The 24,009-nt window shown below is 71.3% G+C and carries 18 protein-coding genes and 1 pseudogene; 14 read left to right on the forward strand and 5 right to left on the reverse strand.

Annotated features, from left to right (window positions below):
* Nucleotides 1-40: 40 nt before the first annotated feature.
* From ACFFCA_RS12375 to ACFFCA_RS12395, 5 genes are all read left to right on the forward strand, one after another.
* Nucleotides 41-724, forward strand: coding sequence for a YggS family pyridoxal phosphate-dependent enzyme (locus tag ACFFCA_RS12375; RefSeq protein ID WP_375485206.1), 684 nt, complete (start codon nt 41-43; stop codon nt 722-724).
* Between the two features lie 74 nt (nt 725-798).
* The gene (locus ACFFCA_RS12380) at nt 799-1,341 is read left to right on the forward strand and encodes a cell division protein SepF (RefSeq protein ID WP_375485208.1); all 543 of its coding nucleotides are present in this window, start codon (nt 799-801) and stop codon (nt 1,339-1,341) included.
* Nucleotides 1,342-1,453: 112 nt separating this feature from the next.
* A complete protein-coding gene (locus ACFFCA_RS12385; protein WP_375485210.1) occupies nt 1,454-1,741 on the forward strand; it encodes a YggT family protein in 288 nt (95 codons plus the stop codon).
* Nucleotides 1,742-1,832: 91 nt separating this feature from the next.
* Nucleotides 1,833-2,768, forward strand: coding sequence for a DivIVA domain-containing protein (locus ACFFCA_RS12390; RefSeq protein WP_375485212.1), 936 nt, complete (start codon nt 1,833-1,835; stop codon nt 2,766-2,768).
* 108 nt (nt 2,769-2,876) lie between these two features.
* Nucleotides 2,877-5,609, forward strand: a complete 2,733-nt coding sequence (locus ACFFCA_RS12395) for a hypothetical protein (protein ID WP_375485214.1) — start codon at nt 2,877-2,879, stop codon at nt 5,607-5,609.
* A gap of 79 nt (nt 5,610-5,688) precedes the next feature.
* Here the strand turns inward: ACFFCA_RS12395 and ileS are convergent, their stop codons facing one another.
* Nucleotides 5,689-8,811, reverse strand: coding sequence for an isoleucine--tRNA ligase (ileS, locus tag ACFFCA_RS12400; protein ID WP_375485216.1), 3,123 nt, complete (start codon nt 8,809-8,811; stop codon nt 5,689-5,691).
* A 357-nt stretch (nt 8,812-9,168) separates the two neighbouring features.
* On the opposite strand from ileS, the gene ACFFCA_RS12405 reads away from it, so the two are divergent.
* From ACFFCA_RS12405 to ACFFCA_RS12420, 4 genes are all read left to right on the forward strand, one after another.
* Complete coding sequence (locus tag ACFFCA_RS12405) at nt 9,169-10,332, forward strand: TraR/DksA family transcriptional regulator (protein ID WP_375485218.1); 1,164 nt, start codon at nt 9,169-9,171, stop codon at nt 10,330-10,332.
* Between the two features lie 125 nt (nt 10,333-10,457).
* Nucleotides 10,458-11,027 carry a signal peptidase II gene (lspA, locus tag ACFFCA_RS12410; RefSeq protein WP_375485220.1) on the forward strand — a complete coding sequence of 190 codons (570 nt, stop codon included), beginning with the start codon at nt 10,458-10,460 and terminating at the stop codon, nt 11,025-11,027.
* Nucleotides 11,020-11,943, forward strand: coding sequence for an RluA family pseudouridine synthase (locus ACFFCA_RS12415; protein ID WP_375485222.1), 924 nt, complete (start codon nt 11,020-11,022; stop codon nt 11,941-11,943). The genes lspA and ACFFCA_RS12415 overlap by 8 nt, the downstream gene beginning before the upstream one ends.
* Before the next feature lie 23 nt (nt 11,944-11,966).
* Nucleotides 11,967-13,409: a trehalose-6-phosphate synthase gene (locus ACFFCA_RS12420; RefSeq protein WP_375485224.1), complete on the forward strand. Its 1,443-nt coding sequence runs from the start codon at nt 11,967-11,969 to the stop codon at nt 13,407-13,409.
* A 6-nt stretch (nt 13,410-13,415) separates the two neighbouring features.
* Here the strand turns inward: ACFFCA_RS12420 and ACFFCA_RS12425 are convergent, their stop codons facing one another.
* Nucleotides 13,416-13,997, reverse strand: a complete 582-nt coding sequence (locus ACFFCA_RS12425) for a TetR/AcrR family transcriptional regulator (RefSeq protein ID WP_375485226.1) — start codon at nt 13,995-13,997, stop codon at nt 13,416-13,418.
* A 40-nt stretch (nt 13,998-14,037) separates the two neighbouring features.
* Here ACFFCA_RS12425 and ACFFCA_RS12430 point away from each other — a divergent pair, with 40 nt between their 5' ends.
* On the forward strand, nt 14,038-15,099 hold the full coding sequence (locus tag ACFFCA_RS12430) for a DMT family transporter (RefSeq protein ID WP_375485228.1): 1,062 nt from the start codon (nt 14,038-14,040) through the stop codon (nt 15,097-15,099).
* On the opposite strand, the pseudogene otsB reads toward ACFFCA_RS12430, so the two are convergent.
* Both otsB and ACFFCA_RS12440 read right to left on the reverse strand, forming a co-directional pair.
* Nucleotides 15,069-15,683: pseudogene (gene otsB, locus ACFFCA_RS12435) on the reverse strand (trehalose-phosphatase); the annotation flags it as partial. The gene ACFFCA_RS12430 and the pseudogene otsB overlap by 31 nt on opposite strands.
* Nucleotides 15,684-15,723: 40 nt before the next feature.
* Nucleotides 15,724-16,032 (reverse strand): hypothetical protein, encoded by a 309-nt coding sequence (locus ACFFCA_RS12440; protein ID WP_375485268.1) that lies wholly within the window; start codon nt 16,030-16,032, stop codon nt 15,724-15,726.
* Here ACFFCA_RS12440 and ACFFCA_RS12445 point away from each other — a divergent pair.
* A complete protein-coding gene (locus tag ACFFCA_RS12445; RefSeq protein WP_375485262.1) occupies nt 16,010-16,411 on the forward strand; it encodes a L,D-transpeptidase in 402 nt (133 codons plus the stop codon). The two genes, ACFFCA_RS12440 and ACFFCA_RS12445, sit on opposite strands and share 23 nt — an antisense overlap.
* Nucleotides 16,412-16,432: 21 nt before the next feature.
* On the opposite strand, the gene ACFFCA_RS12450 is transcribed toward ACFFCA_RS12445, so the two are convergent.
* The gene (locus ACFFCA_RS12450; RefSeq protein ID WP_375485230.1) at nt 16,433-17,977 is read right to left on the reverse strand and encodes a hypothetical protein; all 1,545 of its coding nucleotides are present in this window, start codon (nt 17,975-17,977) and stop codon (nt 16,433-16,435) included.
* 282 nt (nt 17,978-18,259) lie between these two features.
* Here ACFFCA_RS12450 and dnaE point away from each other — a divergent pair, with 282 nt between their 5' ends.
* The 3 genes from dnaE to ACFFCA_RS12465 all read left to right on the forward strand — a co-directional run bounded on the left by dnaE (nt 18,260) and on the right by ACFFCA_RS12465 (nt 23,977).
* Nucleotides 18,260-21,739 carry a DNA polymerase III subunit alpha gene (gene dnaE, locus ACFFCA_RS12455; protein WP_375485264.1) on the forward strand — a complete coding sequence of 1,160 codons (3,480 nt, stop codon included), beginning with the start codon at nt 18,260-18,262 and terminating at the stop codon, nt 21,737-21,739.
* Between the two features lie 127 nt (nt 21,740-21,866).
* On the forward strand, nt 21,867-22,574 hold the full coding sequence (locus tag ACFFCA_RS12460) for a methyltransferase domain-containing protein (RefSeq protein WP_375485232.1): 708 nt from the start codon (nt 21,867-21,869) through the stop codon (nt 22,572-22,574).
* A gap of 53 nt (nt 22,575-22,627) precedes the next feature.
* The gene (locus ACFFCA_RS12465) at nt 22,628-23,977 is read left to right on the forward strand and encodes a DUF6716 putative glycosyltransferase (RefSeq protein WP_375485234.1); all 1,350 of its coding nucleotides are present in this window, start codon (nt 22,628-22,630) and stop codon (nt 23,975-23,977) included.
* The last annotated feature ends 32 nt before the right edge of the window (nt 23,978-24,009 follow it).

Below are 24,009 nucleotides of genomic sequence, written 5' to 3' on the forward strand. Positions count from 1 at the left end.
GGTGAACACCGGCGACGGCGATCGGCGGCAGGCAGCGTTGGTGACGGCGCTGGGTGCGGTGCGGGCGCGGATCTCGAACGCCTGCGAGTCCGTGGGCCGTGACGCCGCCGAGGTGACGCTCGTCGCCGTCACCAAGACCTGTCCGGCCGCCGACGTGGCGACCCTGGCCCGGCTGGGGGTCGGCGACATCGGGGAGAGCAAGGACCAGGAGGTCCGGCGCAAGCTCGACGAGCTGGGCGAGCAGGCCCGCACGATCCGCTGGCACCTGGTGGGTCGGCTGCAGACCAACAAGGCGAAGAGCGTGGTCACCTATGCCTCCGCCGTCCACTCTGTCGACCGGCTCAAGCTCGCGCGTTCCCTCGCCGACGCCGCGCAGGAGCACCGCGAGACCCCGCTCGACGTGTTCGTGCAGATCAGCCTCGACGACGACCCCGACCGGGGCGGCGTGGCCGTCGGCGAGCTGGCGGCGCTCGCCGACGCGGTCGCGCAACGTCCGTCGCTGCGGCTGCGAGGGGTGATGGCGGTACCGCCGATGGGCGCCGACGTCGACGCCGCCTTCGCCCGGCTCGCCGAGCTCTCGCAGCAGGTGCGGGCCGCGCATCCCGGCGCCGACGCCGTCTCGGCGGGGATGAGCGACGACCTGGAGGCGGCGGTCCGGCACGGATCGACACACGTGCGTGTCGGTACGGCGTTGCTCGGCCGTCGGAGCCCCGATGTCGGCTAGCGTCCGATCTGCATACGAGCCAGGCCGTCCGGCCCGCGCTCGTCCTACAGCCCGCTGATTCGTGTGGAGGATCAATGCCCGGAGCGATGCACCGAATGGGCGTCTACCTCGGCCTCGTCGAGGAGGACGAGTACGCCGAGGCCGACGGCTACGGCTCGGCCCCGGAACGCTCCGCGGGCCGGCACGACGACTACGCGCAGGCCGAGCCGCAGTACGCCCGCAGCGCGCACGGCGACCGCTACACCGCCCGAGGGGAATCGACCGAGATGACGCGTTACAGCCGTGAGTACGACGACGCGCCCGCCGCCGTCACCTACGCCGACGAGTACCCGGCCGCGCCCGCGTACCAGATCACCGCGCTGCACCCGCGCACCTACAACGAGGCGCGGACGATCGGCGAGCACTTCCGCAAGAGCACGCCGGTGATCATGAACCTGTCCGAGATGGACGACGCGGACGCGAAGCGGCTCGTCGACTTCGCGGCCGGCCTGACCTTCGGCCTGCACGGGCGCATCGAACGCGTCACGGCGAAGGTGTTCCTGCTCAGCCCGCACAACGTCTCGGTGACGGCCCAGGACAAGGCGAAGATCGAGAACGGCTTCTTCAACCAGTCCTGATCACAGTTCCCGATCGGCGGCCTGGCACCATTTGCGGTGCCGGGCCGTTGTCATGGGTAGAGCCGGCGTCGGGTGTGGACCGGGGCCGCGTCATCGAACGAAGGGGCACGCGATGTCGCTGCTGTGGCAGGTCATCGGTTATGCCCTCTGGATCTACATCATCCTGATCCTGGCGCGCATCGTCATCGAGTGGACCCGGCAGTTCGCGAGGTCGTGGCGGCCGGTCGGTACGGCGGCCGTGGGCCTGGAGATGGTGTACGTGGCGACCGACCCGCCGATCCGTCTGCTCCGGCGATTGGTCCCGCCGCTCCGGCTGGGTAGTGTAAGCCTCGACTTGAGCGTCATAATCCTGCTGATCGTGCTCATCGTGCTGCGTGTGGTGGCGTTGGGCCTGGCTTAACAGGGTGCCTAAGATTCAGCAAGCACGATGACGAACGAACCGCATCACGATCCGGCCGGGCCGGCGCGTGACGAGCAACTGAGGTGACCGAATGCCGTTGACCCCCGCCGAAGTGCACAACGTGGCTTTCAAGAAGCCGCCCATCGGCAAGCGCGGGTACGACGAGGAGGAGGTGGACGCGTTCCTCGACATCGTCGAGGTCGAGCTCTCCCGTCTCATCGAGGAGAACAACGACCTGCGTAACCGCGCCGGTTCGGGGCAGCCGGCCCCGGCCCAGCCCGCCCAGGCGGTCGACGGCGACACCGACGGGCGCGGCGGAGCCGACCCGGCCGAGCTCGCCGCCGCCAGGGACGAGAACGCCCGCCTGAACAGCCGCATCGAGGAACTCGAGCACGCGCTGACCCAGGGCAACGACGGGGCGGCCCAGCAGCTGCAGTCGTTGCAGCAGCAGCTGGCCCAGACCGAGCAGCAGCTGACCGCCAACCGCTCCGAGCTCGAGCAGGCCCAGTCCGCGCTGAGCGCCGCCCAGAGCGCGCCGCAGCAGCAGTCGGGTGAGGGACAGGGCCAGGCGGCCGCACCGCAGTTGGCCGAGCACCACCAGCAGGCCGTGCAGATGCTCGCCCTGGCCCAGCAGACCGCCGACCAGCACCTGGCCCAGTCCAAGGCCGAGGCCGAGCAGCTCATGAGCGAGGCGCAGGCGAACGCCAAGTCGACGACCGACTCGGCCAACGAGCAGTCCACCCGCCAGATCAGCGAGGCCGAGCAGCGGGCCCGCCAGCTCGACGAGGAGAGCAACGCGCGGGCGAACCAGACGGTCCAGGACGCCGAGCAGCGCGCCGCGACCATCACCGCACAGTTCGAGCAGCGCAAGGCGGCCCTGGAGCGGCGGGTCGAGGAGCTGCGCACCTTCGAGCGCGAGTACCGCACCCGGCTCAAGAGCTACCTCGAGTCGCAGCTGCGTGACCTGGACGCCAGCGGTAAGTCCGAGCCTGCGTCGCCGAACAGCGACTACGCCGAGGCCCAGTAACCGCGGCGCCAGGACACTGACGCTGGAGACGAAGGTGCACGCCCGGGACGCGTCGAGTGCGCCGGTCGTGCCGGGGCCGCGCCCCTCAGGTACGGGGAGTGACGCCCAATGGTGTTGATCGGTCTGCTGCTCGTCGCAGCGGTGCTCGTCGTCCTGGGGATCGTGTTCTCCAGCGTGGGCCTGATCGTGGCCTCGCTGGTGGCCAGTGCCCTCGCCGCGGGCGTGATGATCTGGTCCTACCTGCAGAACCGCTCGTCGACGAAGACCGCGGGCGGCAAGCGTCGCGCCGGGCGCAGGTCCGCGGACGACCCCTCCGGGCCGCCGTCGACGGCTGCCGACCCGAAGGCCGACCAGGTGGCCGCGAGCGGCTCCGGTGCCGCTTCAGCCCCGCCGACGGAGCAGGACGCGCCGGCTGCCGTCCCCGCGTCGGCACCGACGGTGTCGTTCGCCAAGGTGGACGAGGACCCGGCCACCGCGTCCGTCCCGGGCGGTACCGACGCCGAGGGTCAGGTCTGGGTGGCCGACGGTCATCCCGAGTTCCACCGCGAGAAGTGTTCGGCGCTGGACGGGCTCGCCGCCGAGTCGATCCCGCTGTCACAGGCCCAGGAGGACGGGTTCACCCCGTGCTCGGTCTGTACGCCGCTCGAGGCCGCGGCAACCCAGAGCACCGTCGACGATGCGGCCGGCAGCTCCGTCCCGGCCGCACCGGCCACGTCCGAGGCGGCTGACTCCGAGGCGGTTCGCCCTGAATCCGACGACGCGACGCAGGGGGCCGAGCCCGGCGCTGCGGACGGCGTCGTCGAGGTCTGGGTCGCGGACGGCTACCCCGAGTACCACGTGGCGGGGTGCAGCGAGCTCGGCGGCCTGAACTCCGAGCCGATCCCGTACGACCAGGCCGTGGACGACGGCTTCCAACCGTGCGTCGTGTGCAACCCCGACCGCGTGACGGCCGGGGCCGTCCCCACCGCCCCGGCCGCCCCCGGCGGCGCGGGCACCGTGTGGGTGGTGGACGGCCGGCCCGACTACCACCGCCAGGACTGCCGGACCCTGCAGGGCAGCGATGCCGAGCCGATCCCGCGTGAGCAGGCGGTCGAGGACGGGTTCGCGGCGTGCACCGAGTGCGCGCCGGACTCGGGCGACGCCCCTGACGCTCCGCCCGTGCAGCGACCGGACAGCGATCAGCAAGCGTTCGAGCCGCAATCGGCGACGGCCACCGACGATCGCAGCGTCTGGGTGGTCGACGGTTTCCCGAACTACCACCGCGAGAACTGTTCCGAGATCGCCGACCTGGACTCCGAGCCCGTGCCGCACGACCAGGCGGTCGGCGACGGTTTCGCCGAGTGCTCCGTCTGCACGCCCGAGGCGAGCGAGGCTCCGGCCGGCACCACGAAGCCGTCCGAGGCGGGGTCCGAGCCCAAAGCCGGGTCCGACTCGGAGCCCTCGACGGCCGCGGACGGCTCCGGCGACGTGTGGGTCGTCGACGGTTTCCCCGACTACCACCGCCGCGAGTGTGTCGAGCTCGTCGGCCTCGACGCCGAGCCGGTGCCGCACGACCAGGCCGTCGAGGACGGTTTCCGCGAATGCACGGTGTGCCGTCCGGAGGCCGCCGAGGCCCCTGCGGGGCACCCCGAGCCCGCCGCCGTGGCGGACCAGTCGCGCGCAGCCGAGGACACGCCTGCCCAGGACACGCCCGCCGAGCACACGCCTGCCGCGACAACGGAGCAGACCGCGGCAGAGGTGTGGGTCGTCGACGGCTTCCCGGACTACCACCGGCAGCAGTGCGCGGAGATCGCCGGGCTGGACTCGGAACCGGTGCCGCACGACCAGGCGGTCGAGGACGGCTTCACCGAGTGCTCGGTGTGCCGTCCGGAAGCTGCCGAGGCGCCCGAGCGGCAACCCGAGCCCGACGCCGGAGCCGACGCGGGAGCGCCAGCGGAACCCCACGTCGAGGACGCGACGGCCGAGACGGTGGCCGAGGTGTGGGTGGTCGACGGTTTCCCGGACTACCACCGGCAGCAGTGTCCGGAGATCGCGGGCCTGAATTCCGAGCCGGTGCCGCACGACCAGGCGGTCGAGGACGGTTTCACCGAGTGCCGGGTGTGCACGCCGGAGGCTGCCGGGGCGAGCGACGCTCAAACCCCGAGCGATCCGGAACCCGCAACCGCGCCCGAGCCGGAGCAACCGGCCGAGCCCGAGCCGCAGCAGGCCACCGCGTCCGAGCCGGAGCAAGAGGCTCAGCCGGAGCAACCGGCCGAACCCGAGCCGGTGCAGGCGGCCGAGCCCGAGCGTGCAGCTGAGGCAGAGCCGGTGCAGGCGGCGGAGCCCGAGCGGACGGCTGAGCCAGAGCCGGTGCAGGCGGCGGAGCCCGAGCGTGCAGCTGAGGCAGAGCCGGTGCAGACGGCGGAGCCCGAGCGGACGGCTGAGCCAGAGCCGGTGCAGGCGGCGGAGCCCGAGCGCACGACTGAACCCGAGCCCGAGCCGCAGCAAGCAGCTGAGCCGGAGCCGGTCCAGGCGGCCGCATCCGAACCGGAGCCGTCGGTAGAGCCCGAGCCGGAGCGCCAGCCCGAGCCGTCCGTTCAGCCCGAGCCGGAGCGCCAGCCTGAGCCGTCCGTACAGCCCGAGCCCGCGCTGGTCGGCGCCACCGCCGCGTCGGGGGCGTCGTCGTCGACCGCGCCGGCCGGCGCCGACGCACCGATGGTCTGGGTCGTCGACGGCCGGCCGCGCTTCCACGCCGAGGACTGCCTGATCATCAAGGGTCAGCAGGCCCAGCCCATGCTGTTGAGCGAGGCCGAGACCGACGGTTTCCAGCCCTGCTCGCTGTGCCAGCGTCGCCCGTTCTGATCGCGACCGCGACGGTATGCAGACACGCGGGTCCTGACCCGCGGGTCTGCATACCGTCTACTGCGGCGCGCCGTCGGAATCAGACGCGGCGCAGCCAGACCGTGAGGCCCAGCTCCTCGTCACCTGCCGAGTAGGTCGACGATTCGTCGGCCGGCGCGCCCTCGGTCAACGACGACGCCAGCACCTCGCCGGCCACCTGCTGACCGTGGGTCCGGATGGCCTCCGCCGGCTCGGGGGAGCCGCCCACCCGCCACCACAGCTCGATGCGGTCGGTGACGTCGAGCCCGGCATTCTTGCGAGCGTCCTGCACCAGCCGGACGACCTCGCGGGCCAGCCCGGCCAGGCGCAGCTCGTGCGTGAGCTCCAGGTCCAGCGCGACCGTGTCGGCGCCGCCGGACGACACCGCCCAGCCCGACCGCGGTGTCTCGGACACCACGACCATGTCCCCGGTGACCGGCAGGGTCTCGCCGTCGAGGTCGACCGTCAGCGTCCCGTCCCGGAAACGTTCCACGAACGTGTCGATGCCGGCGGCCGCAGCGTCCGAGATCGCGGTGGCGACCCGCTGGGTGCGCTTGCCGTAGGTCCGTCCGAGCTCGCGGAAGTTGGCCTTGACGGACAGCTCGACGAGCTCGTCGGCGTCGGCAAGGTCGGCCAGGGACACGACGTTCAGCTCCTCGCGCACCTGGTCCTGCAGCTCGGGGGGCAGCGAGGTCCAGCCGGGCGCCGAGATCAGCGCCTGGCCCAGGGGCTGGCGGGTCTTCATCTTCGAGTCCGCGCGGGCCGCACGCCCCAGCTCGACGAGGCGGCGGACCAGCGCCACCTGCGCCCCCAGGTTCTCGTCGATCCGGTCTGCGTCGGCCTCCGGGAACGGCGTCAGGTGCACCGAGTCCGCGCCGCCGGTCGAGGCGAACAGCGCGCCCCACACCTGCTCGGTGACGAAGGGAACGAGCGGCGCGAGCAACCGCGTGAGGATCTCGAGGCACTCGTGCAACGTCTCGAGCGCGGCCGCGTCGCCGTCCCAGAAACGCCGCCGGGAGCGGCGCACGTACCAGTTCGACAGGTCGTCGATGTAGTCGGCAAGAACCCGTCCGGCCCGGGCGGTGTCGTAGGCCTCGAGCGCGTCGTCGACCTCGCGGGCGGTGCGGTGCGCCTCGGACAGCGCCCACCGGTCGAGCACGCCGGGAACACTGGCCGGGCTGTCGGGCGTCCAGCCGTTGGCCCGGGCGTACAGCGACTGGAACGACGCGATGGACCAGTAGGTGCGGATGACCTTGGACGCGATCTCGTCGAGCACCTTGTGGCCGACCCGTCGTGCCGACCACGGCGAGCCGGCACAGAGCATGAACCAGCGCACGGCATCGGCACCGTGGCGGTCCATCAACGAGATGGGCTCCAGGATGTTGCCGAGGTGCTTGCTCATCTTGCGTCCATCCTCGGCCAGGATGTGCCCGAGACAGACGACGTTCTTGTACGACGAGTGGCCGAAGACGAGCGTGCCGATCGCCATGAGCGAGTAGAACCAGCCACGGGTCTGGTCGATCGCCTCGCAGATGAAGTCGGCGGGGTACGCGGCGTCGGCCTCGTCCTTGTTGCGGTAGGGCGCGCCGAACTGCGCGAACGGCATCGAGCCCGAGTCGAACCACGCGTCGATCACCTGCGGGACGCGACGGTAGGTGCCCGCCTCACCGGGGCGGGTGAACGTCACGTCGTCGACGAAGGGCCGGTGCGGGTCGGTGAGCTCGACCCCGGACAGCTCGTGCAGCTCGGCCAGCGAGCCGACGCACACCTGCTTCAAGGGGTCCTCGTCGTTGCGCCAGACGGGTAGCGGGGTGCCCCAGTAGCGGTCGCGCGACAGTGCCCAGTCGATGTTGTTGTTCAGCCAGTCGCCGTACCGGCCGTTCTTGATCGTCGACGGGTGCCAGTTGGTGGCCTGGTTCTCGGCCAGCAGCTCGTCCTTCACGGCTGTGGTGCGGACGTACCAGGACGGCAGCGCGTAGTACATGAGCGGGGTGTGGCAGCGCCAGCAGTGCGGGTAGCTGTGCTCGTAGGGGACGTGCCGGAACAGCAGCCCACGCGCACGCAGGTCGGCGACGATCGGTTCGTCGGCGTCCTTGAAGAACATCCCGCCGACGAGGCCGAGGTCGCCGGTGAAGTGACCGTCGGCGCCGACCGGCTTGACGACGGGCAGGCCGTACGCGCGGCTAACCGCCAGGTCGTCGGCGCCGAACGCCGGGGCCTGGTGGACGAGCCCGGTGCCGTCGTCGGTGGTGACGTAGTCGGCCAGCACGACGTAGTTCGCGTCCTCCAGCGTCACCAGCGCGAACGGGCGCGCGTAGGTCCAGCGCTCGAGGTCGCGGCCGGGCAGGGTCTCGAGCACCTCGGCGTCGTCACCCAGGACCTTCGTGAGCAGTGGCCGGGCGACCACGAGCAGGTCGTCGCCGTGCCGTGCGAGCACGTAGTCGACCTCGGGGTTCACCGCCACTGCGGTGTTCGAGATCAGCGTCCAGGGCGTCGTCGTCCACACGAGCAGGTCGGCCCGCCCGGCCCACGGGCCGGAGGTCAGCGGGAAGCGGACGTAGACGGAGGGGTCGGTGACGTCCTCGTAGCCCTGGGCGACCTCGTGATCGGAGAGCCCGGTGCCGCAGCGGGGGCAGTAAGGCGACACCCGGAAGTCCTCGACCAGCAGGCCCTTGTCGTAGATCGTCTTCAGGGCCCACCACACCGACTCGACGTAGTCGGGGTTCATCGTCCAGTAGGCGTGCTCGTAGTCGGCCCAGTAGCCCATGCGTTCGCTCATGGTCTCGAAGGCGTCGACGTGGCGCTGGACGTTCTCGCGGCACCTGGCGTTGAAGGCCTCGATGCCGTAGGCCTCGATGTCGGGCTTGCCGGTGAAGCCGAGCTCCTTCTCGACGGCGAGCTCGACGGGCAGGCCGTGGCAGTCCCAGCCCGCGCGCCGGGGCACGTGGTAGCCCTTCATGGTGCGGTAGCGCGGGAAGACGTCCTTGAAGACCCGGGCCTCGACGTGATGGGTGCCCGGCATGCCGTTGGCTGTGGGCGGGCCCTCGTAGAAGGTCCACTCCGGGCCGTGGGCGGTGGCGTCGATGCTGCGCTGGAAGACCTTGGAGTCCGTCCAGCGCTCGATGACCGCATGGTCGAGTGCGGGGAGGTCGACGTGCGGCGTGAGCGGTTCGTACCCGGCCATGGGTGGTGCTCCTTCGAGTCCTGCGTTCCGACTCGAGGGACGAGGCTCGCGCCCCGCGGTACCACCCTCGTTGACGCGATCCGGGGTCCAGCCCGTCTGCGCGCCCGCTTCGTTCGGGTCCGGGTCTACTGGGGCTCTCGCCCGTTCTTCCGGTGCTCGGAGGTGATTTCGCCACGGCCCTGGCCCCCGGGCTCACACCGTCCCCGGGTCGCTTCGGCTGGTGCCCCGCGACTACTCGTCCTCGTCGTTGCAGGACCAGCTTAGTGGGCAGCGCCACCGAGCTGGGACCGCACGGGTGGAAGCGGTGGCGGCGTGGGGGGTGGCGGCGCAGTGATCAGGCCCATATATTGACCGCCTTTGCGTCACCGCGTCGGGATTGCCGGCCGCGACACGTGCAGCGACCCGGAAGAGGTATCCATGGCAGCCGCGGGACGAATCGGTCGTGCCCTGCGTCGCGTCGGTGCGGGGGGTCGGACCGCGAAGGGCGCAGCCGCCTCGCCGGCCGGCAAGGACGACGCGGTGACCTCGCCTCGTCGGGTTGTCGCCGCCGCGACCTCGTCGAAGACGAAGTCGGCTCCGGCGACGAAGGCAGCCGCCAAGAAGGCGGCGGCGAAGAAGGCGGCGGCGAAGAAGGCGGCCCCGGCGAAGAAGGGGGCGGCCAAGAAGGGGGCGGCGAAGAAGGCGGCGCCGGTAAAAAAGGCGGCGGCGAAGAAGGCGGCCCCAGCCAAAAAGGCGGCGGCGAAGAAGACTGCTCCCGCGAAGAAGGCGGCCCCGGCCAAGAAGGCAACCGCCAAGAAGGCGGCCAAGAAGTCGGCTGCTACCGCGAAGAAGGCGGCGCCGGCCAAGAAGGCGGCGGTGAAGAAGGCCGCGCCGGCCAAGAAGGCGGCGGTGAAGAAGCCCGCGCCGGCCACGAAGCCAGCCGCAACCGAGGCCGCCCCGGCCACAGAGGCGCCCGCCACGAAGGCCGCCGACCCCGCCTTGAACGTCACACCCGCACGAGCCGCGGTTACCGAGACCGACGCCGCGGCTACAACACCTGAGCCCGCCAGTACGACGGCATCCGCCAGTACGACAACCCCCGCGAGCACGACCCAGAAAGCAGCACCAGTGACCGACACCGCCGCGAAGACCGACAAGGTCTCCGTCCCCGCCGGAACCGAATGGACCAAGGCCGAGCTGGCCGAGGTCCGCACCCAGCTCGTCGACGAGCTCGCCGAGATGCGTAAGGCGTACGACACGTCGTTGCGCGACCTCGACGACCTGCAGCGCACCAGCAACGACGGCGCCGGCGACGATCAGGCCGACGCCGGGAGCAAGACCTTCGAGCGCGAGCAGGAACAGTCCATCGCCGCGAACCGCTTCGATCTGATCACGCAGACCGAGCACGCGATCGAGCGCATCGAGAACGGCACCTACGGGTTCTGCGAGCGGTGCGGGAAGCCGATCCCCAAGGCGCGGCTCAAGGCGTTCCCGGCGGCGACGCTCGATGTGGCCTGCAAGCAGCGCGAGGAGCGCCGCTGAACGCACCCGGCAGCGCCCGGATCGCTCGCCTCTCCGACGCGGTGGCGTGATCTTCGCCGTAATTCAGACCATCCCGTCCGATACGCGGTGCCGCTTGCGCGCACACCATGCGGGAGAATCGACGCGTGCAGTCCCGAGACGCCGACGCCCGCGCCGACGCTGACCCCGACGAGCGCCCCCCGCGGCGCCGCCGCATCGTGTTGTTCGCGATCGTCGCGGCGGTCGTGCTGGCGCTCGACGTCGTCAGCAAGGTGCTTGTGGTGGCGAAGTTGCCCCCGACCCATACCCCGGTCCGCATCCTGGGCGGGCTGATCTACCTGGACCAGACCCGCAACTCCGGCGCCGCCTTCTCCCTCGGCACCGGGTTCACGGCGATCCTGACCGTGGTCGCCGTGGCCGTCGTCATCGTGATCATCCGCACGGCCGGGCGGTTGCGCTCGGCAGGTTGGGCGGTCGCGCTCGGCCTCGTCCTGGGCGGTGCGGTCGGCAACCTCGTGGACCGGCTGGCGCGGCACCCCGGTGTCGGCCGCGGCTACGTCGTCGACTGGATCAGCGTGTTCGGGCCGAACGGTGCGCACTGGCCGATCTTCAACCTCGCCGACTCGGGCATCGTCTGCGGCGCCGTGCTCGCCGCGCTGCTGGCGGTGCTCGGCATCGAGTTCGACGGACGCAGGCAGGCCGGCAAGGATGCCTGAGTCGCGGCTGCTGCCGGTCCCGGACGGCCTCGACGGCCTGCGGCTGGACGTCGCGCTGTCCCGGCTGACCGGCCTGTCCCGCACCGCGGCGGCCGACCTCATCGACTCCGGGGGAGTGACCGTCGACGGCGCCGACGCACCGCGGAGCACCCGCGTGCAGCACGGCGAGCTGCTCGAGGTCACCATGCCGGAGACCGGGCGCGAGGCGCCGCCGATGGCTGTCGACGGGCTCACCGTCCTCTATGACGACGCCGACCTGCTCGTCGTCGACAAGCCGGTCGGGGTGGCCGCGCACCCGAGCCCTGGGTGGCACGGCCCGACCGTCACCCAGGGCCTCGCCGCCATGGGCTACCAGCTGGCGAGCGGCGGGCCGGCCGAGCGGCAGGGCATCGTGCATCGTCTCGACGCCGGCACCACCGGGGCGATGGTCGTGGCCAAGAGCGAACGGGCCTACTCCGCCCTGAAGCGCGCTTTCAAGGAACGCACCGTCGACAAGCGCTACAGCGCCCTCGTCCAAGGTCACCCTGACCCGACCCGGGGCACGATCGACGCGCCGATCGACCGGCATCCCGGCTCGGACTACAAGTTCGCCGTCGTCGGCGGTGGCCGGCCCAGCGTCACCCATTACGAGACGACCGAGGCCTTCCGCGCGGCGACGCTGCTCGACGTCCACCTGGAGACGGGCCGCACCCATCAGATCCGGGTGCACATGGCCGCCCTGCGGCACCCCTGCGTCGGCGACCTGACCTACGGGGGCGACCCCACGCTGGCCGCGCGACTGGGCCTCACCCGGCAGTGGCTGCACGCCCGCGAGCTGGCGTTCGAGCACCCGGGCACGGGGGAGGAGCTGCGCGTCGTCTCGCCCTATCCGCAGGACCTGCAGCACGCCCTGGACGTCCTGGCGGCCGAGGGCTGATCGATCGTGGGTAGGACGAGCGGATGACTGAAACGACCGCCGACCGCACCACCGGCACCGCCCGATTGCTCGTCGCGTCCAACCGCGGGCCGTTGACCGTGGTGGCGGTCGACGACGGTGACGACCAGATCACCCGCGGCAGCGGCGGGCTGGTGTCGGGCATGCAGGCCGCGTTGTCGACCACCCCCGACGCGGTGTGGGTCAGCGCGGCCATGAACGACCGCGAGCGGTCCCTGGCGCGGCGGGCACCGGGTGGTCGCATCTCGGAGCTGCCGGAGGTCGCTGATGCGCTGCACGGCGACTTCGACGTCCGGCTCCTGCCGATCGACGCGCTGACCTTCCGCAACGCCTACAACGGCGTCGCCAACTCGACGCTCTGGTTCGTGCTGCACCGGCTCTACGACCTGCCCACCCAGCCGTCGTTCGACGCGACGTGGCGGCGGCAGTGGAACAGCTATATCCGCTTCAACCGGGCCTTCGCCGAGGCGCTGGCCGAGGCGGCAGGCCCTGACGCCACCGTGATGGTGCAGGACTACCACCTGTTCCTCGTCCCGAAAATGCTGCGTGACCTGCGTCCGGACGTGCGTATCGGCCACTTCACGCACACGCCCTGGATCACCCCGGACGACTTCGCCATGCTGCCCGACGACGTCGCCCACGCCATCGTCGACGGCATGCTCGGCGCTGACGTCATCGGGTTCCACACCGAACGCTGGGCCGAGCTGTTCCGGGCCACGGCCCGCGCCGTGACCGACGTGGACCCGGACGGCGTGCGCGTGTTCCCCCTCGGCACCGACCCGGACGAGATGAAGCGGCTGGGTGGGCGGCGCAGCGTCGACAGCGCCCTGCGGGTGCTCGACGACACCGTGGGCGACCGGTTGCTCATCGGGCGCGTCGACCGCACGGAGCTCTCGAAGAACGTGTTCCGCGGCCTGCTGGCCTTCCGCGAGCTGCTCCGTACGCGACCCGAATGGCACGGTCGGGTGGTGCACGCCGTGTACAACAACCCGTCGCGCGAGGACGTGCCGGCCTACCGCGAGTACACCGCCCGCATCGAGCGGCTGGCGAGCGACATCGACGACGAGTTCAGCACCGACGAGTGGACGCCGTTGATCTTCGAGATCGGTGACGACTACCCGTCCGCGCTGGCCGTGCTGCGCCGCAGCGACGTCGTGTTCGTCAACTCGGTGCGGGACGGGATGAACCTCGTCGTGCTCGAGGGCCTCGTGCTGTCGGAACGGTCCCCGGCCGTGGTCCTCTCGCGCGAGACGGGCGCCGTGGAGGTCCTCGGCGACGACGCGTTCGTGGTCAACCCCTTCGACGTGTCGGCCACGGCCCAGGCGCTGCACGACGCGTTGAGCACACCGGTCGAGCAGCGCCGCCCCGGTGCCGAGCGGATGCGCGCGGCGGCGGTCAAGCTGCCGCCGATCGACTGGTTCCAGGCCCAGCTCGACGCCTTGAGCTGAGGCCGACTACACGAGCAGGGCGGCTGCCCGCCGGGCGTCGGCGACCGCGCGCTCGTCCCCGCCCGCCGTCGAGGCGACGAGCGCACCCTCGTAGAGCAGATGGAGGGTCGCCGCCGTGTCCGCGGCCCGGGGCAGACCGGCCTCGGCGACCAGCGTGTCGATCCGACGCCGCATGCACGCCTTCTCCGCCCGTACGACAGCGGCGACCGGCTCGGAGGTGCCCGCCTCGGCCCAGGCGTTGACGAACGCGCAGCCGCGACGGTTGTCGGCCAGCCAGGACTGCTGGGCGTCGAAGACGGCGAGCAGGCGCAGCCGCGGCGAACGATGGCTCGTGATCTCGGCCTCCAGATGCGCGCTCCAGCGTCGTTGACGCAGGACGAGGTACGTGGCGACCAGGGCGTCCTTCGAACCGAAGCAGTCGTAGATCGTCTTCTTGGTGGTCCCGGCCACCTCCGCGACCGTGTCCACGCCGACCGCGCGGATGCCGCGCTCGTAGAACAGGGTGGCCGCGGCGGCCGCGATCCGCCGTCCGGCGGGCGTCAGTACCGGTGGGTCCGCGAACACTGCTTCCGGCGAGTAGGTCGACATAGCCTGCGAGTATACCGACCGGTCTGGTTACCTGAGTGGTATGAACTCGAAGAACGTCGACACGATCGCCGGGACGACCCTGGTCCTGTGCTGGTCGTCCGGTTTCGTCGGCGCGGTCATGGGGACGGACCAGGCACCGTTCGACACGGTCCTGGCCTGGCGGACCGTGGTGTCGGCGGCCGTACTGGGTGTCTGGGCCCTGGCGCGCCGCGAGCGGGTGTCGGCCCGGGACCTGCGCCGGCTCGTGGTGCTCGGGCTGCTCGTGCAGGTCGTGTACCTGGGTGGCATCTTCTCGGCCACCGCGGCGGGCGTCGACGCGGGGACGTGCGCGCTCGTCGCCGCACTGCAACCGCTCGTCGTGGCTGCTGTCGCGGATCCCCTGCTGGGGGAGCGCACCACGTCACGTCAGCGCGTCGGGCTGGTGGTCGCGGGCCTCGGCGTCGGGCTGGTCGTGCTGGGCGATCTCGGGTCCGGTCACGCACCCGCGTGGGCCTACGCGCTGCCCGTCGTGGCGGTGGCCGGCCTGGCCGCCGGCACGCTCCTGGACCGGCGGTGGCGTCCGGCCACGAGCGTGCCGGTGTCGCTCGGCGTGCAGTCCGGGACGGCCGCGCTGGTGTTCCTGGCCTTCGCCGTGTCGCGCGGGCACCTCGCGCCGCCGACGACCCCGGCGTTCGGCGGTGCCGTGGCGTGGCTCGTCGTCCTGTCCAGTTTCGGCGGCTACGGCAGCTACCTGCTGGTGGCCCGCCGCTCCGGCGCGACCCGGGCCAGCACCCTGCTGTACCTCACCCCGCCGACGTCGGCCCTCGCCGCGTGGGCGTTGTTCGGCCAGGCGCCCGGCCCCACGGCCGGCCCGGGCCTCGTCGTCTGTGCGGCCGGTGTCGCCCTGGCCCTCGGGATGCGTCGCCGGACCGGCCCTCAACCGGCCAGTCGCTCGAGCAGCTGCACCGTGGCGTCCGGGTCGGGCAGGGTGACGTCGACGGCCTCGGCGATGCCGCGGACGCCGGACGACAGCACCCCGACGCTCCACGCCGGCACGCCGGCCGCACGCAGTCTGCCGATCTCGGCGAACGCCGGCAGGTCGCCCAGGTCGTCGCCGAGGTAGACGACGGCACCGGCGCCCACGGCAAGCCGGGCCAGCGCCGCCGCCTTGTCGTAGCCGGGCAAGCGCAGTTCGAGCACCTGGCTGCCCGGGTGCACCTCCAGGGCCAGCTCGTCGGCGAGCGCACGGACCCCCGCCTCCACGCCGGCCAGCGCCGCGTCCGGATCGGCAGCGCGCCGCGCGTGCACGACCAGTGACAGGCGCTTGTCCTCGATCCAGATGTCGGGGTCGCCGTCCGCGAGAACCGCGGGGAGCCGGTCCCGGAGCGCGGTGATGGTCGGGGGCGTCTCGGGTGTCGTCAGCTCGCCCGCCGTCCAGGTCTCGATGCCGTACATGCCGGCCACGGTCAGCCCCGGCACCGTCTCGAGCGCACCGAGACGCAGCACGGTGCGCGCGTCGCGACCCGTGATCACCGCGACGCGCGCGCCGAGCCGGGTCAGGCGGGTCAGGGCGTCGACCGCGCCGGCGACGGCGCGCGAGTCCTCCGGGTCACGGGTCAACGGAGCCAGCGTGCCGTCGAAGTCGGTCGCCACCAACGCTCCGCGCAGCAAGGGGCGAAAACCGGCCAGCAGTTCGTCGACGTCCATCCGGCCATCCTTCCCGACCCGGAAGACGGCTGATGATCACCTACGCTGATCCCGTGTCGACGTCGTGGTGGTTGCGTCTCGCGGCGTTGACGCTCGCCGCCACGGCGGTGACCGCGTGCAGCTCGGATCTCCGCCGTGCCCCGACCGACGACCACCCACCGGGACGGGCCGCTTCGACGCAGGCGCCTGTGGCACGGACCTCGCCCGCGACGTCGCCAGCGGCGGCCACCGGGCCCGGACCGACGGCGGCGCCCGCGGCCGCGACGACGAGCGCGGCACCCGCCGCCAGGCCCACGACCACGCCCACGACCACGCCCACGACCGCGATCGACCCGTGCGCCTCGAACACCTCCGGGCAGCTCGTCCGGGTCAGCGTGCGGGCCCAGCATCTGTGGGTGTGCGCCGGCCACCGGCTCGTACGCGACACCGCCGTCACCACCGGCATCCCGGGTGAGGACACGCACACACCCACCGGCTCGTACACGGTTCAGGCCCGCACGCGGAACACCACCCTGACGCTGGTCGACGGGCGCAGTTTCGCCGTCAGGTACTGGATCCCGTTCGACGCCCCGTTGTTCGGCTTCCACGACGCGTCATGGCAGACCTTTCCCTTCGGCAGCCCGAGATACCGGACAGGCGGCTCGCATGGCTGCGTGCACATGCCGCTCGCCGCGATCGCGTTCCTCTACCGGTGGGTGCACGTCGGCGCGCGAGTGCGGATCCGCTGACCGACCGCCCTCGTCGGGTGGTCAGCGCGTGTCGTAGGAGGCCCCGTTGCTGACGGTGAAGGCAGGAACGCCGTAGCGCTCGCCGGCCACCTGGCCGCCGCTGTCGGTGACCCCGGTGTCGTAGAACACCGCACCGACGTCCTTCTTGCCCCCGAGCGTGACCCCTGGTGCACCGATGACGACCGATTCCCCGCCCGCGAAGTAGTCACCCGCCAGGCTGTAGGCACTCCGCGACAGGTACGTGCCGAGCGCCGAACCCGACTGCGGTGAACCGCTCGGTCCACCGGCGGTCGAGCCCTGCTGGTAGGAGACCCAGCCGTGCTTGCCCGGGCCGCCGACGGTACCGACGCCGCTGCACAGCACCCGGCCGGTGTCGACGGCACTGCCGAGGTCCTCGCCGGGCATGCTCACGCACAGGTAGTTCCCGATGTAGTCGACCTGCTGGCCGAGGTGGTCCCCGGCCTCGTCGGCCCCTGGTACGCCAGGGGAGTCCTGCGACAGGGCCGACGCCGAACTCGGGTTCACGCTGGACGCCTTGACGGTGAACAGGTCGACCGTCCCGGCACCCGCCAGGCGCCCGAGGGACTCGCCGGGCACGCCCACCGCGATGTTAGCGGTGCCGGCCGCGTTGTTGTTGGCCACGGAGGTCACGCTCGCGCCGAAGTGGTCACCGGCCTCGGAGGTTCCCGGGACACCGGGCGAGTTCTGGGCGAAGGTGCGTGCCCTCGTCAGTTTGCCGGTCGTGCGGTCGGTGAAGACCACCGTGACCGTGCCCGCGTCTCGCGCACCGGTGCCGACGTCCTCGTCGGGTTCGCCGACGACCAGCGCGCCGTAGTGCTCGATGGAGAGCACGCTGCCGAAATGGTCGTAGGCCTCGGCCAGGCCGGGAACGCCGGGCGTGGACTCGGTCAGGGTCTGCACGAGAGTGGCCGTGCCGTTCGCCCAGCGGTAGTGGTCGATCGCCCCGGCCTGCACCGCCCCGTCGACGGTGCGGTCGGGCGCGCCGATCCAGAGGTCGTCGTCGTCGGCCACGACGACCGACCCGAAACGCTCCCCGGCGCTGCTGCCCGAGAGCACGGTGGCCCCCTCGGCGGTGACCCCGGCGTTGGACCCGCGCGCGATGACGACCGAGCCGCGGCCGCCGTTGGCGCCCGGCGCGCCGATGAGCAGATCGGCGCAGCCGCCGTCGTCGCGCGTGGTCAGGTGGGTGAACGCGACGGAGGCCCCGAACGCCGCGTTCGTCTCCGGGCCGCCGGTGGCCGGGAACAGCGAGGCGTCGAAGCGCTGGGTGCGGGCCGGCACGGACTGGGACGAGCCGTAGTGGATGTCCACCGCGCCGGCGCCCGCGTGCCCGGCCTCGGCGGCGTTCGGGACGCCGACCACGTCGTCGGACAGGGCGTCGTAGTTGATGTCCGTGATCGAGTACAGACCACTGTTGGGGTCACCGTCGTTCTCGACGCAGACCGGGGACACCGCGGCCGCGGGCTGAGCGGCTATCGCCGCCGCGGGGGCCAGGCAGCAGCTCAGGGTCAGGGCGCCGATGCCGAGCCAGGTCGAGAGTCGCATGGGTCTCCTCGGTCCGTCCGCCCATGATTCGCCCGGGCGAGATCACGGGAAGATAACACCACCGACCGATCAGCGCACTGAGGACGTCGCCACCTCGACCTCGGGTCGAGAGACACGCGTGCCCCGACACGCCCGACGATGTCCGACCCGGGTGACAGACTGGCGTCCTGCGGCGCGGATGGTTCGCGCGCACGGTTCCACCCCGGGAAGGCGGCTCGATCCTCCGTGTCAGACGGCAGCTCCGACAGCTTCGTGCACCTGCACGTGCACACCGAGTACTCCATGTTGGACGGCGCCGCGCGCCTGACGGAATTGTTCGAGCAAGCCCATCGGATGGGCATGCCGGCCCTGGCGATGACCGACCACGGCAACGTCTTCGGCGCCTACGACTTCTACAGCAAGGCCACCGCCGCCGGCGTGAAGCCGATCATCGGCATGGAGGCCTACCTCAGCCCCAACACCCACCGCTCCGACCGCACCCGGGTGCGGTGGAACAAGGGCGGCGACGACGACGTGTCCGGCGGCGGTGCGTTCACCCACATGACCCTGCTGGCCGAGAACACCACGGGCATGCACAACCTGTTCCGGCTGGCCTCACGCAGCAGCATCGAGGGCTTCTTCTACAAGCCGCGCGCCGACCGCGAGCTGCTGAGCGAGTACGCCGGCGGCCTCATCGGCACCACCGGCTGCCCGTCGGGCGAGATCCAGACCTGGCTGCGCATCGGCGACTACGACAAGGCCCGGGCCACCGCCGCCGAGTTCCGGGACATCCTGGGCCGGGAGAACTACTTCCTGGAACTCATGGACCACGGCCTCGACATCGAGACCCGGGTCCGCGACGGGTTGTTGAAGCTGGCTAAGGACCTCCAGCTGCCCACCGTCGCCACCAACGACCTGCACTACACGCACGCCGAGGACGCCGACACCCACGAGATCCTGCTCTGCGTGCAGTCGGGCAAGACCATGGCCGACCCGAACCGGTTCAAGTTCGACGCGCGCGACTTCTACCTGAAGTCCCCGGCCGAGATGCGCTCGCTGTGGGCCGACAAGTACGACCTGCGCGAGGCGTGTGACAACACCCTGCTCATCGCCGAGCGCTGCGAGGTCGACTTCACCGAGGGCAACGGCACCTACATGCCGCGCTTCCCGGTTCCCGAAGGCGAGACCGAGCGGACCTGGTTCGCCAAGGAGGTCGCCGCCGGGCTGCGGCGCCGGTTCCCGGGCGGCATCCCCGACGAGGTGCAGCGCCAGGCCGACTACGAGGTCGGCGTCATCGAGCAGATGAACTTCCCGGGCTACTTCCTCGTCGTCGCCGACTTCATCAACTGGGCGAAGGACAACGGCATCCGTGTCGGCCCCGGTCGTGGCTCGGGCGCGGGGTCGATGGTCGCCTACGCGATGCGCATCACTGACCTCGACCCGCTGAGGCACGGGCTGATCTTCGAGCGGTTCCTCAACCCCGACCGCGTTTCCATGCCCGACTTCGACGTCGACTTCGACGAGCGTCGGCGCGGTGAGGTCATCCGTTACGTCACCGAGAAGTACGGCGACGACCGCGTCGCGCAGATCGTCACCTACGGCACCATCAAGGCCAAGCAGGCCGTGAAGGACGCCGGCCGGGTGCTGGGCTACCCGTTCGCCATGGGCGACCGCATCACCAAGGCGATGCCGCCGCCCGTCATGGGCAAGGACGTCCCGCTCAACAAGATCTTCGACAAGACCCACGACCGGTACAACGAGGGCGGCGAGTTCCGCTCGCTGTACGAGGCCGACGGCGAGGTCAAGAAGGTCGTCGACCAGGCCAAGGGCCTGGAGGGCCTGAAGCGGCAGTGGGGCGTGCACGCCGCCGGCGTCATCATGTCCTCGGACCCGCTGCTCGACCTGATCCCGATCATGAAGCGCGAGCAGGACGGCGCGATCATCACGCAGTTCGACTACCCGACGTGCGAGCACCTCGGCCTGATCAAGATGGACTTCCTCGGGCTGCGCAACCTCACGATCCTCGACGACGCCCTCGAGAACATCACGATCAACCGCGACGAGAACCTCGTCCTCGAGGATCTCCCGCTCGACAACCGGGCCGCCTACGACCTGCTGGCGCGGGGGGACTCGCTCGGCGTGTTCCAGCTCGACGGCGGGCCGCTGCGCTCGCTGATGCGTCTCATGCGTCCCGACAACTTCGAGGACATCTCGGCGCTGATCGCGCTGTACCGGCCCGGGCCGATGGGTGCCGACTCGCACACCAACTACGCGCTGCGCAAGATCGGCCGGCAGGAGATCACGCCGATCCATCCCGAGCTCGCGGAGCCGCTCAAGGAGATCCTGGACACCAGCTACGGCCTGATCATCTATCAGGAGCAGGTGATGGCGATCGCGCAGAAGGTCGCCGGCTTCTCCCTCGGCCAGGCCGACATCCTGCGCCGCGCCATGGGCAAGAAGAAGAAGTCCGAGCTGGACAAGCAGTACGCCGGGTTCGCGCAGGGCATGAAGGACAACGGCTTCTCCGAGGCCGCGGTCAAGACGCTCTGGGACATCCTGCTGCCGTTCTCGGACTACGCCTTCAACAAGGCGCACTCCGCCGCGTACGGGCTGATCTCGTACTGGACGGCCTACCTCAAGGCCAACTACCCGGCCGAGTACATGGCCGCGCTGCTGACGTCGGTCAAGGACGACAAGGACAAGATGGCGATCTACCTCGCCGAGTGCCGCCACATGGGCATCAAGGTCCTGCCGCCGTGCGTCAACGAGTCCGAGGCCAACTTCACCCCGACCGGTACCGACATCCGCTTCGGCCTCACCGCCATCCGCAACGTCGGCGCGAACGTGGTGGCCTCGGTCGTCGCGACCCGCAAGGCCAAGGGCCTGTTCGCCGACTTCGGCGACTACCTGCGCAAGGTCGACGCCGTCGTCTGCAACAAGCGCACCATCGAGGGTCTGATCAAGGGCGGCGCGTTCGACTCGCTGGGCCACACCCGCCGCGGGCTCATGAACACCTTCGAGGCCGCGGTCGACGCCGTGCTCGACACCAAACGCGCGGAGGCCATCGGCCAGTTCGACCTCTTCGGCTCCTTCGGCGACGACAGCGCAGACGCCCCGGTCGACGACGTGTTCGCGATCCGCGTTCCCGACGGCGAGTGGGACAAGAAGGTGCTGCTGCAGTTCGAGCGCGAGATGCTCGGGCTCTACGTCTCCGACCACCCGCTGTTCGGACTCGAGCACATCCTGTCCTCCAGCGCCGACATGACGGTCGCGTCGGTGCAGACCGAGGGGCAGGGCGACGCGCAGACGGTCACGCTCAGCGGCATCCTGAGCTCGGTGAACCGTCGGGTCACCAAGGCCGGCGCACCGTGGGCCAACGCCGTGCTGGAGGACCTCGAGGGCTCCATCGAGGTCATGTTCTTCCCCGCGACCTACGCCCAGGTGGCACTGAACGTCACCGAGGACGCGATCGTCTCGGTGAAGGGCCGCACCGACGCGCGCGAGGACACCGTCAAGCTCATCGCCAGCGACCTCACGATCCTGGACACCACGCAGGGTCCGGGCGGCCCGGTGCGGCTGCGCATCGAGGCCAACCGGTGCACCCCGCCGCTCGTGTCGCGGCTCAAGGACGTGCTGGTCGGGCATCCGGGGATGACCGAGGTGCACCTCGCGCTGGTGAGCAGCAACAGCCCGCAGCTCGTCCTCGAGCATCGCGTCACCCCGTCGGCCGCGCTGATGGGCGACCTGAAGGCCCTGCTGGGCGCGGGCGCGTTCTCGGCCTGACCGCGGCAGCGGTGCACGACGTCGGTGGGACGGAGCCCCGGCTCGGTAACCCGACGTCCATCTCGACGACGGCGACTCGTCGCGCGCAGGGACCGCGCGGTCCACCCGCCGTTCCTAGGTTCGCGACATGGCCGTCGTCCCCGCCGCGCGCAGCGCAGCCCACCGCCTGCGCGACGAGCTGCGACGGCGAGGTTCGGCCGGGCTGCGACGGTCGCCGGCCCAGGCCCGGCTCGCCCAGCTGACCGTTCTCGAGAACGAGTGGCGCGGTGCCGGCGTGCGCGACGACCGCATCAACGGCCACCTGCGCCGGCTCCTCGCCACTTGCGGCGTGACCAACGGCCGGGTGCTGGAGATCGGCGGCCGCCGCCACCCCCGCGGGCACGTGTTCGGCGCCGGCTTCGACTACCTCAACCTGGACCTGGAGCACTCCGACGAGCGCACCGTGGTCGGCGACATCACCGCCTGTCCCGAGATCGCGGACGCGAGCTTCGACGTGGTCGTGTCCGTCGACGTGTTCGAGCATCTCGACCGGCCCTGGCTCGCGGCGGAGGAGATCACGCGGATCCTGGCACCCGGGGGCCTGTCCTACACCTCGACGCTGTTCAGCTGGCGCTACCACCCCTGCCCGATCGACTACTACCGCTACACACCGGACGCCCTGGCCTTCCTGTTCGGCGGCCTCGACGTGATCGAGCAGGGCTTCGACACCACCGAGCGCCGACGGGACGTACGGAAGAAGGCCGCTCGCGACCCGATGCCACTCGACGCGCTGGGCGGCTGGCGCGAGAACGTCCGCGTGTTCCACGCGGGCCGCAAGCCGCGGACCGCGGCATGACGGGCGTCACCAGTCAATTCTCAGCGTCCGTTCGACGTACACCTTCCGGTCACGTGTCATCCGCCGTCCCGGCGAACGTCGCAGCCACGCTCGTCGTGATGAACAGCGCCGAGCTCGGGTCGACGACCACGTGGGACGTCCACGTCGTCGCCGATTCCGACACGCGTTGGAAGTGGGGTGCGTCGCTGGCGCACCAGCTCACCGGCGCGGGCACGTCACGTGTGCACGGCCACCTGGTGGACGGCCGTGCCGCGCCGACCGACGCGCAGGTGCGCGAGGTCGGCGTCGCCGCGGTCACGCTGACCCGCGGCGGCATGAGCGACGTGCTGAACCGACTGGCCGACGTCGAGGCCGAAGTCGTCGTGCTCGCCTGCGCCGGCGGCACTATCCAGTCCCTGCTGCACGGCCTGGCGCACGCCTGGCAGGGCCGCCAGTCGCGGCCCGTGGTCGTGACCGGGTACGTCGGGGTCGTTTACGAGCGCGTCGTCGACGGGCTGTTGCTGCGCGCCGGCGCCGACGTCGTGCTGGCCAACTCGGCGGCCGACGAGCGCACGTTCCGCAGCGTGTACCGGGCCGTGGGCGCCGACCCCGACAGCGTCGTTCGCACGGCGTTGCCGTTCCTGGGCAGCCGTCGGGGGACACCCGCCGGCGACCGCCCGTTCACCGTCACCTTCGTGGCGCAACCCTCGGTGCCGGAGACGGCGCAGGAGCGCCGGTACGCGATGACGCAGGTGCTCGAGCACGCGCGTCGCCACCCGGAGCGGCACGTCGTCGTCAAGCTGCGCGCGCGTCCCGGTGAGCAGACGACGCACGTCGAGACCCATCACTACGCGACGCTCGTTCGCGAGGCGTCGTTGCCGGCCAACGTCAGCTACGCCTACGGCTCGATGGCCGACGTCCTCGACCGCACGGACCTGTGCGTCACCGTCAGCTCGACCGCAGCCCTCGAGGCGATGCACCGCAACATCCCGGTCGGTGTCCTCACCGACTTCGGGGTGCGGGAGTCGCTCGGCAACCACGTCTTCGCCGCGTCCGGTGCGCTCGTGTCCTGGCCGGAGCTGCACGACGGCGTGCTCCCCACGACCGACCCGACGTGGGCGGCGGACAACGGGGTGGGCGACGACGACGCCTACGAGGCGGTACGTGACCGGTTGCTCCGCCTGACAGCGCAGCACGACACGCTGCCGCCGCTGCGGCCGTGGTTCACGACCGAGAAATCCGGCGCGTACCTCCCGCACCTGCTCGCGCGGCACGGGCTGGACCCGGACGGCTCGACGCCGGCCGGACGCATCGAGCACCAGCCACACCGGGGTCGGCGTGTCCTGCGTGGTGCGGCCCGTCGCGTCCACCGGCTCGGCACCGCCCGCATCGAGCCGCGTCTGCGGAGGTGGGCGAACCAATGAGCGACGCTTGCGGAGCGGTCCGACGGAATTGC

This window comes from uncultured Jatrophihabitans sp. (genome assembly GCF_964252635.1).
GTDB lineage: Bacteria > Actinomycetota > Actinomycetes > Mycobacteriales > Jatrophihabitantaceae > Jatrophihabitans.

What these genes read in the sequence shown, in the direction of transcription:
- ACFFCA_RS12380 (WP_375485208.1), top strand. Translation starts at nt 799, where the DNA reads ATGCCCGGAGCGATGCACCGAATGGGCGTCTACCTCGGCCTCGTCGAG.
- ACFFCA_RS12425 (WP_375485226.1), bottom strand. Translation starts at nt 13,997, where the DNA reads ATGTCGACCTACTCGCCGGAAGCAGTGTTCGCGGACCCACCGGTACTG.
- ACFFCA_RS12460 (WP_375485232.1), top strand. Translation starts at nt 21,867, where the DNA reads ATGGCCGTCGTCCCCGCCGCGCGCAGCGCAGCCCACCGCCTGCGCGAC.
- ACFFCA_RS12450 (WP_375485230.1), bottom strand. Translation starts at nt 17,977, where the DNA reads ATGCGACTCTCGACCTGGCTCGGCATCGGCGCCCTGACCCTGAGCTGC.
- dnaE (WP_375485264.1), top strand. Translation starts at nt 18,260, where the DNA reads ATGTTGGACGGCGCCGCGCGCCTGACGGAATTGTTCGAGCAAGCCCAT.
- ACFFCA_RS12385 (WP_375485210.1), top strand. Translation starts at nt 1,454, where the DNA reads ATGTCGCTGCTGTGGCAGGTCATCGGTTATGCCCTCTGGATCTACATC.
- ACFFCA_RS12395 (WP_375485214.1), top strand. Translation starts at nt 2,877, where the DNA reads ATGGTGTTGATCGGTCTGCTGCTCGTCGCAGCGGTGCTCGTCGTCCTG.
- ileS (WP_375485216.1), bottom strand. Translation starts at nt 8,811, where the DNA reads ATGGCCGGGTACGAACCGCTCACGCCGCACGTCGACCTCCCCGCACTC.
- ACFFCA_RS12390 (WP_375485212.1), top strand. Translation starts at nt 1,833, where the DNA reads ATGCCGTTGACCCCCGCCGAAGTGCACAACGTGGCTTTCAAGAAGCCG.
- ACFFCA_RS12420 (WP_375485224.1), top strand. Translation starts at nt 11,967, where the DNA reads ATGACTGAAACGACCGCCGACCGCACCACCGGCACCGCCCGATTGCTC.
- ACFFCA_RS12430 (WP_375485228.1), top strand. Translation starts at nt 14,038, where the DNA reads ATGAACTCGAAGAACGTCGACACGATCGCCGGGACGACCCTGGTCCTG.
- ACFFCA_RS12415 (WP_375485222.1), top strand. Translation starts at nt 11,020, where the DNA reads ATGCCTGAGTCGCGGCTGCTGCCGGTCCCGGACGGCCTCGACGGCCTG.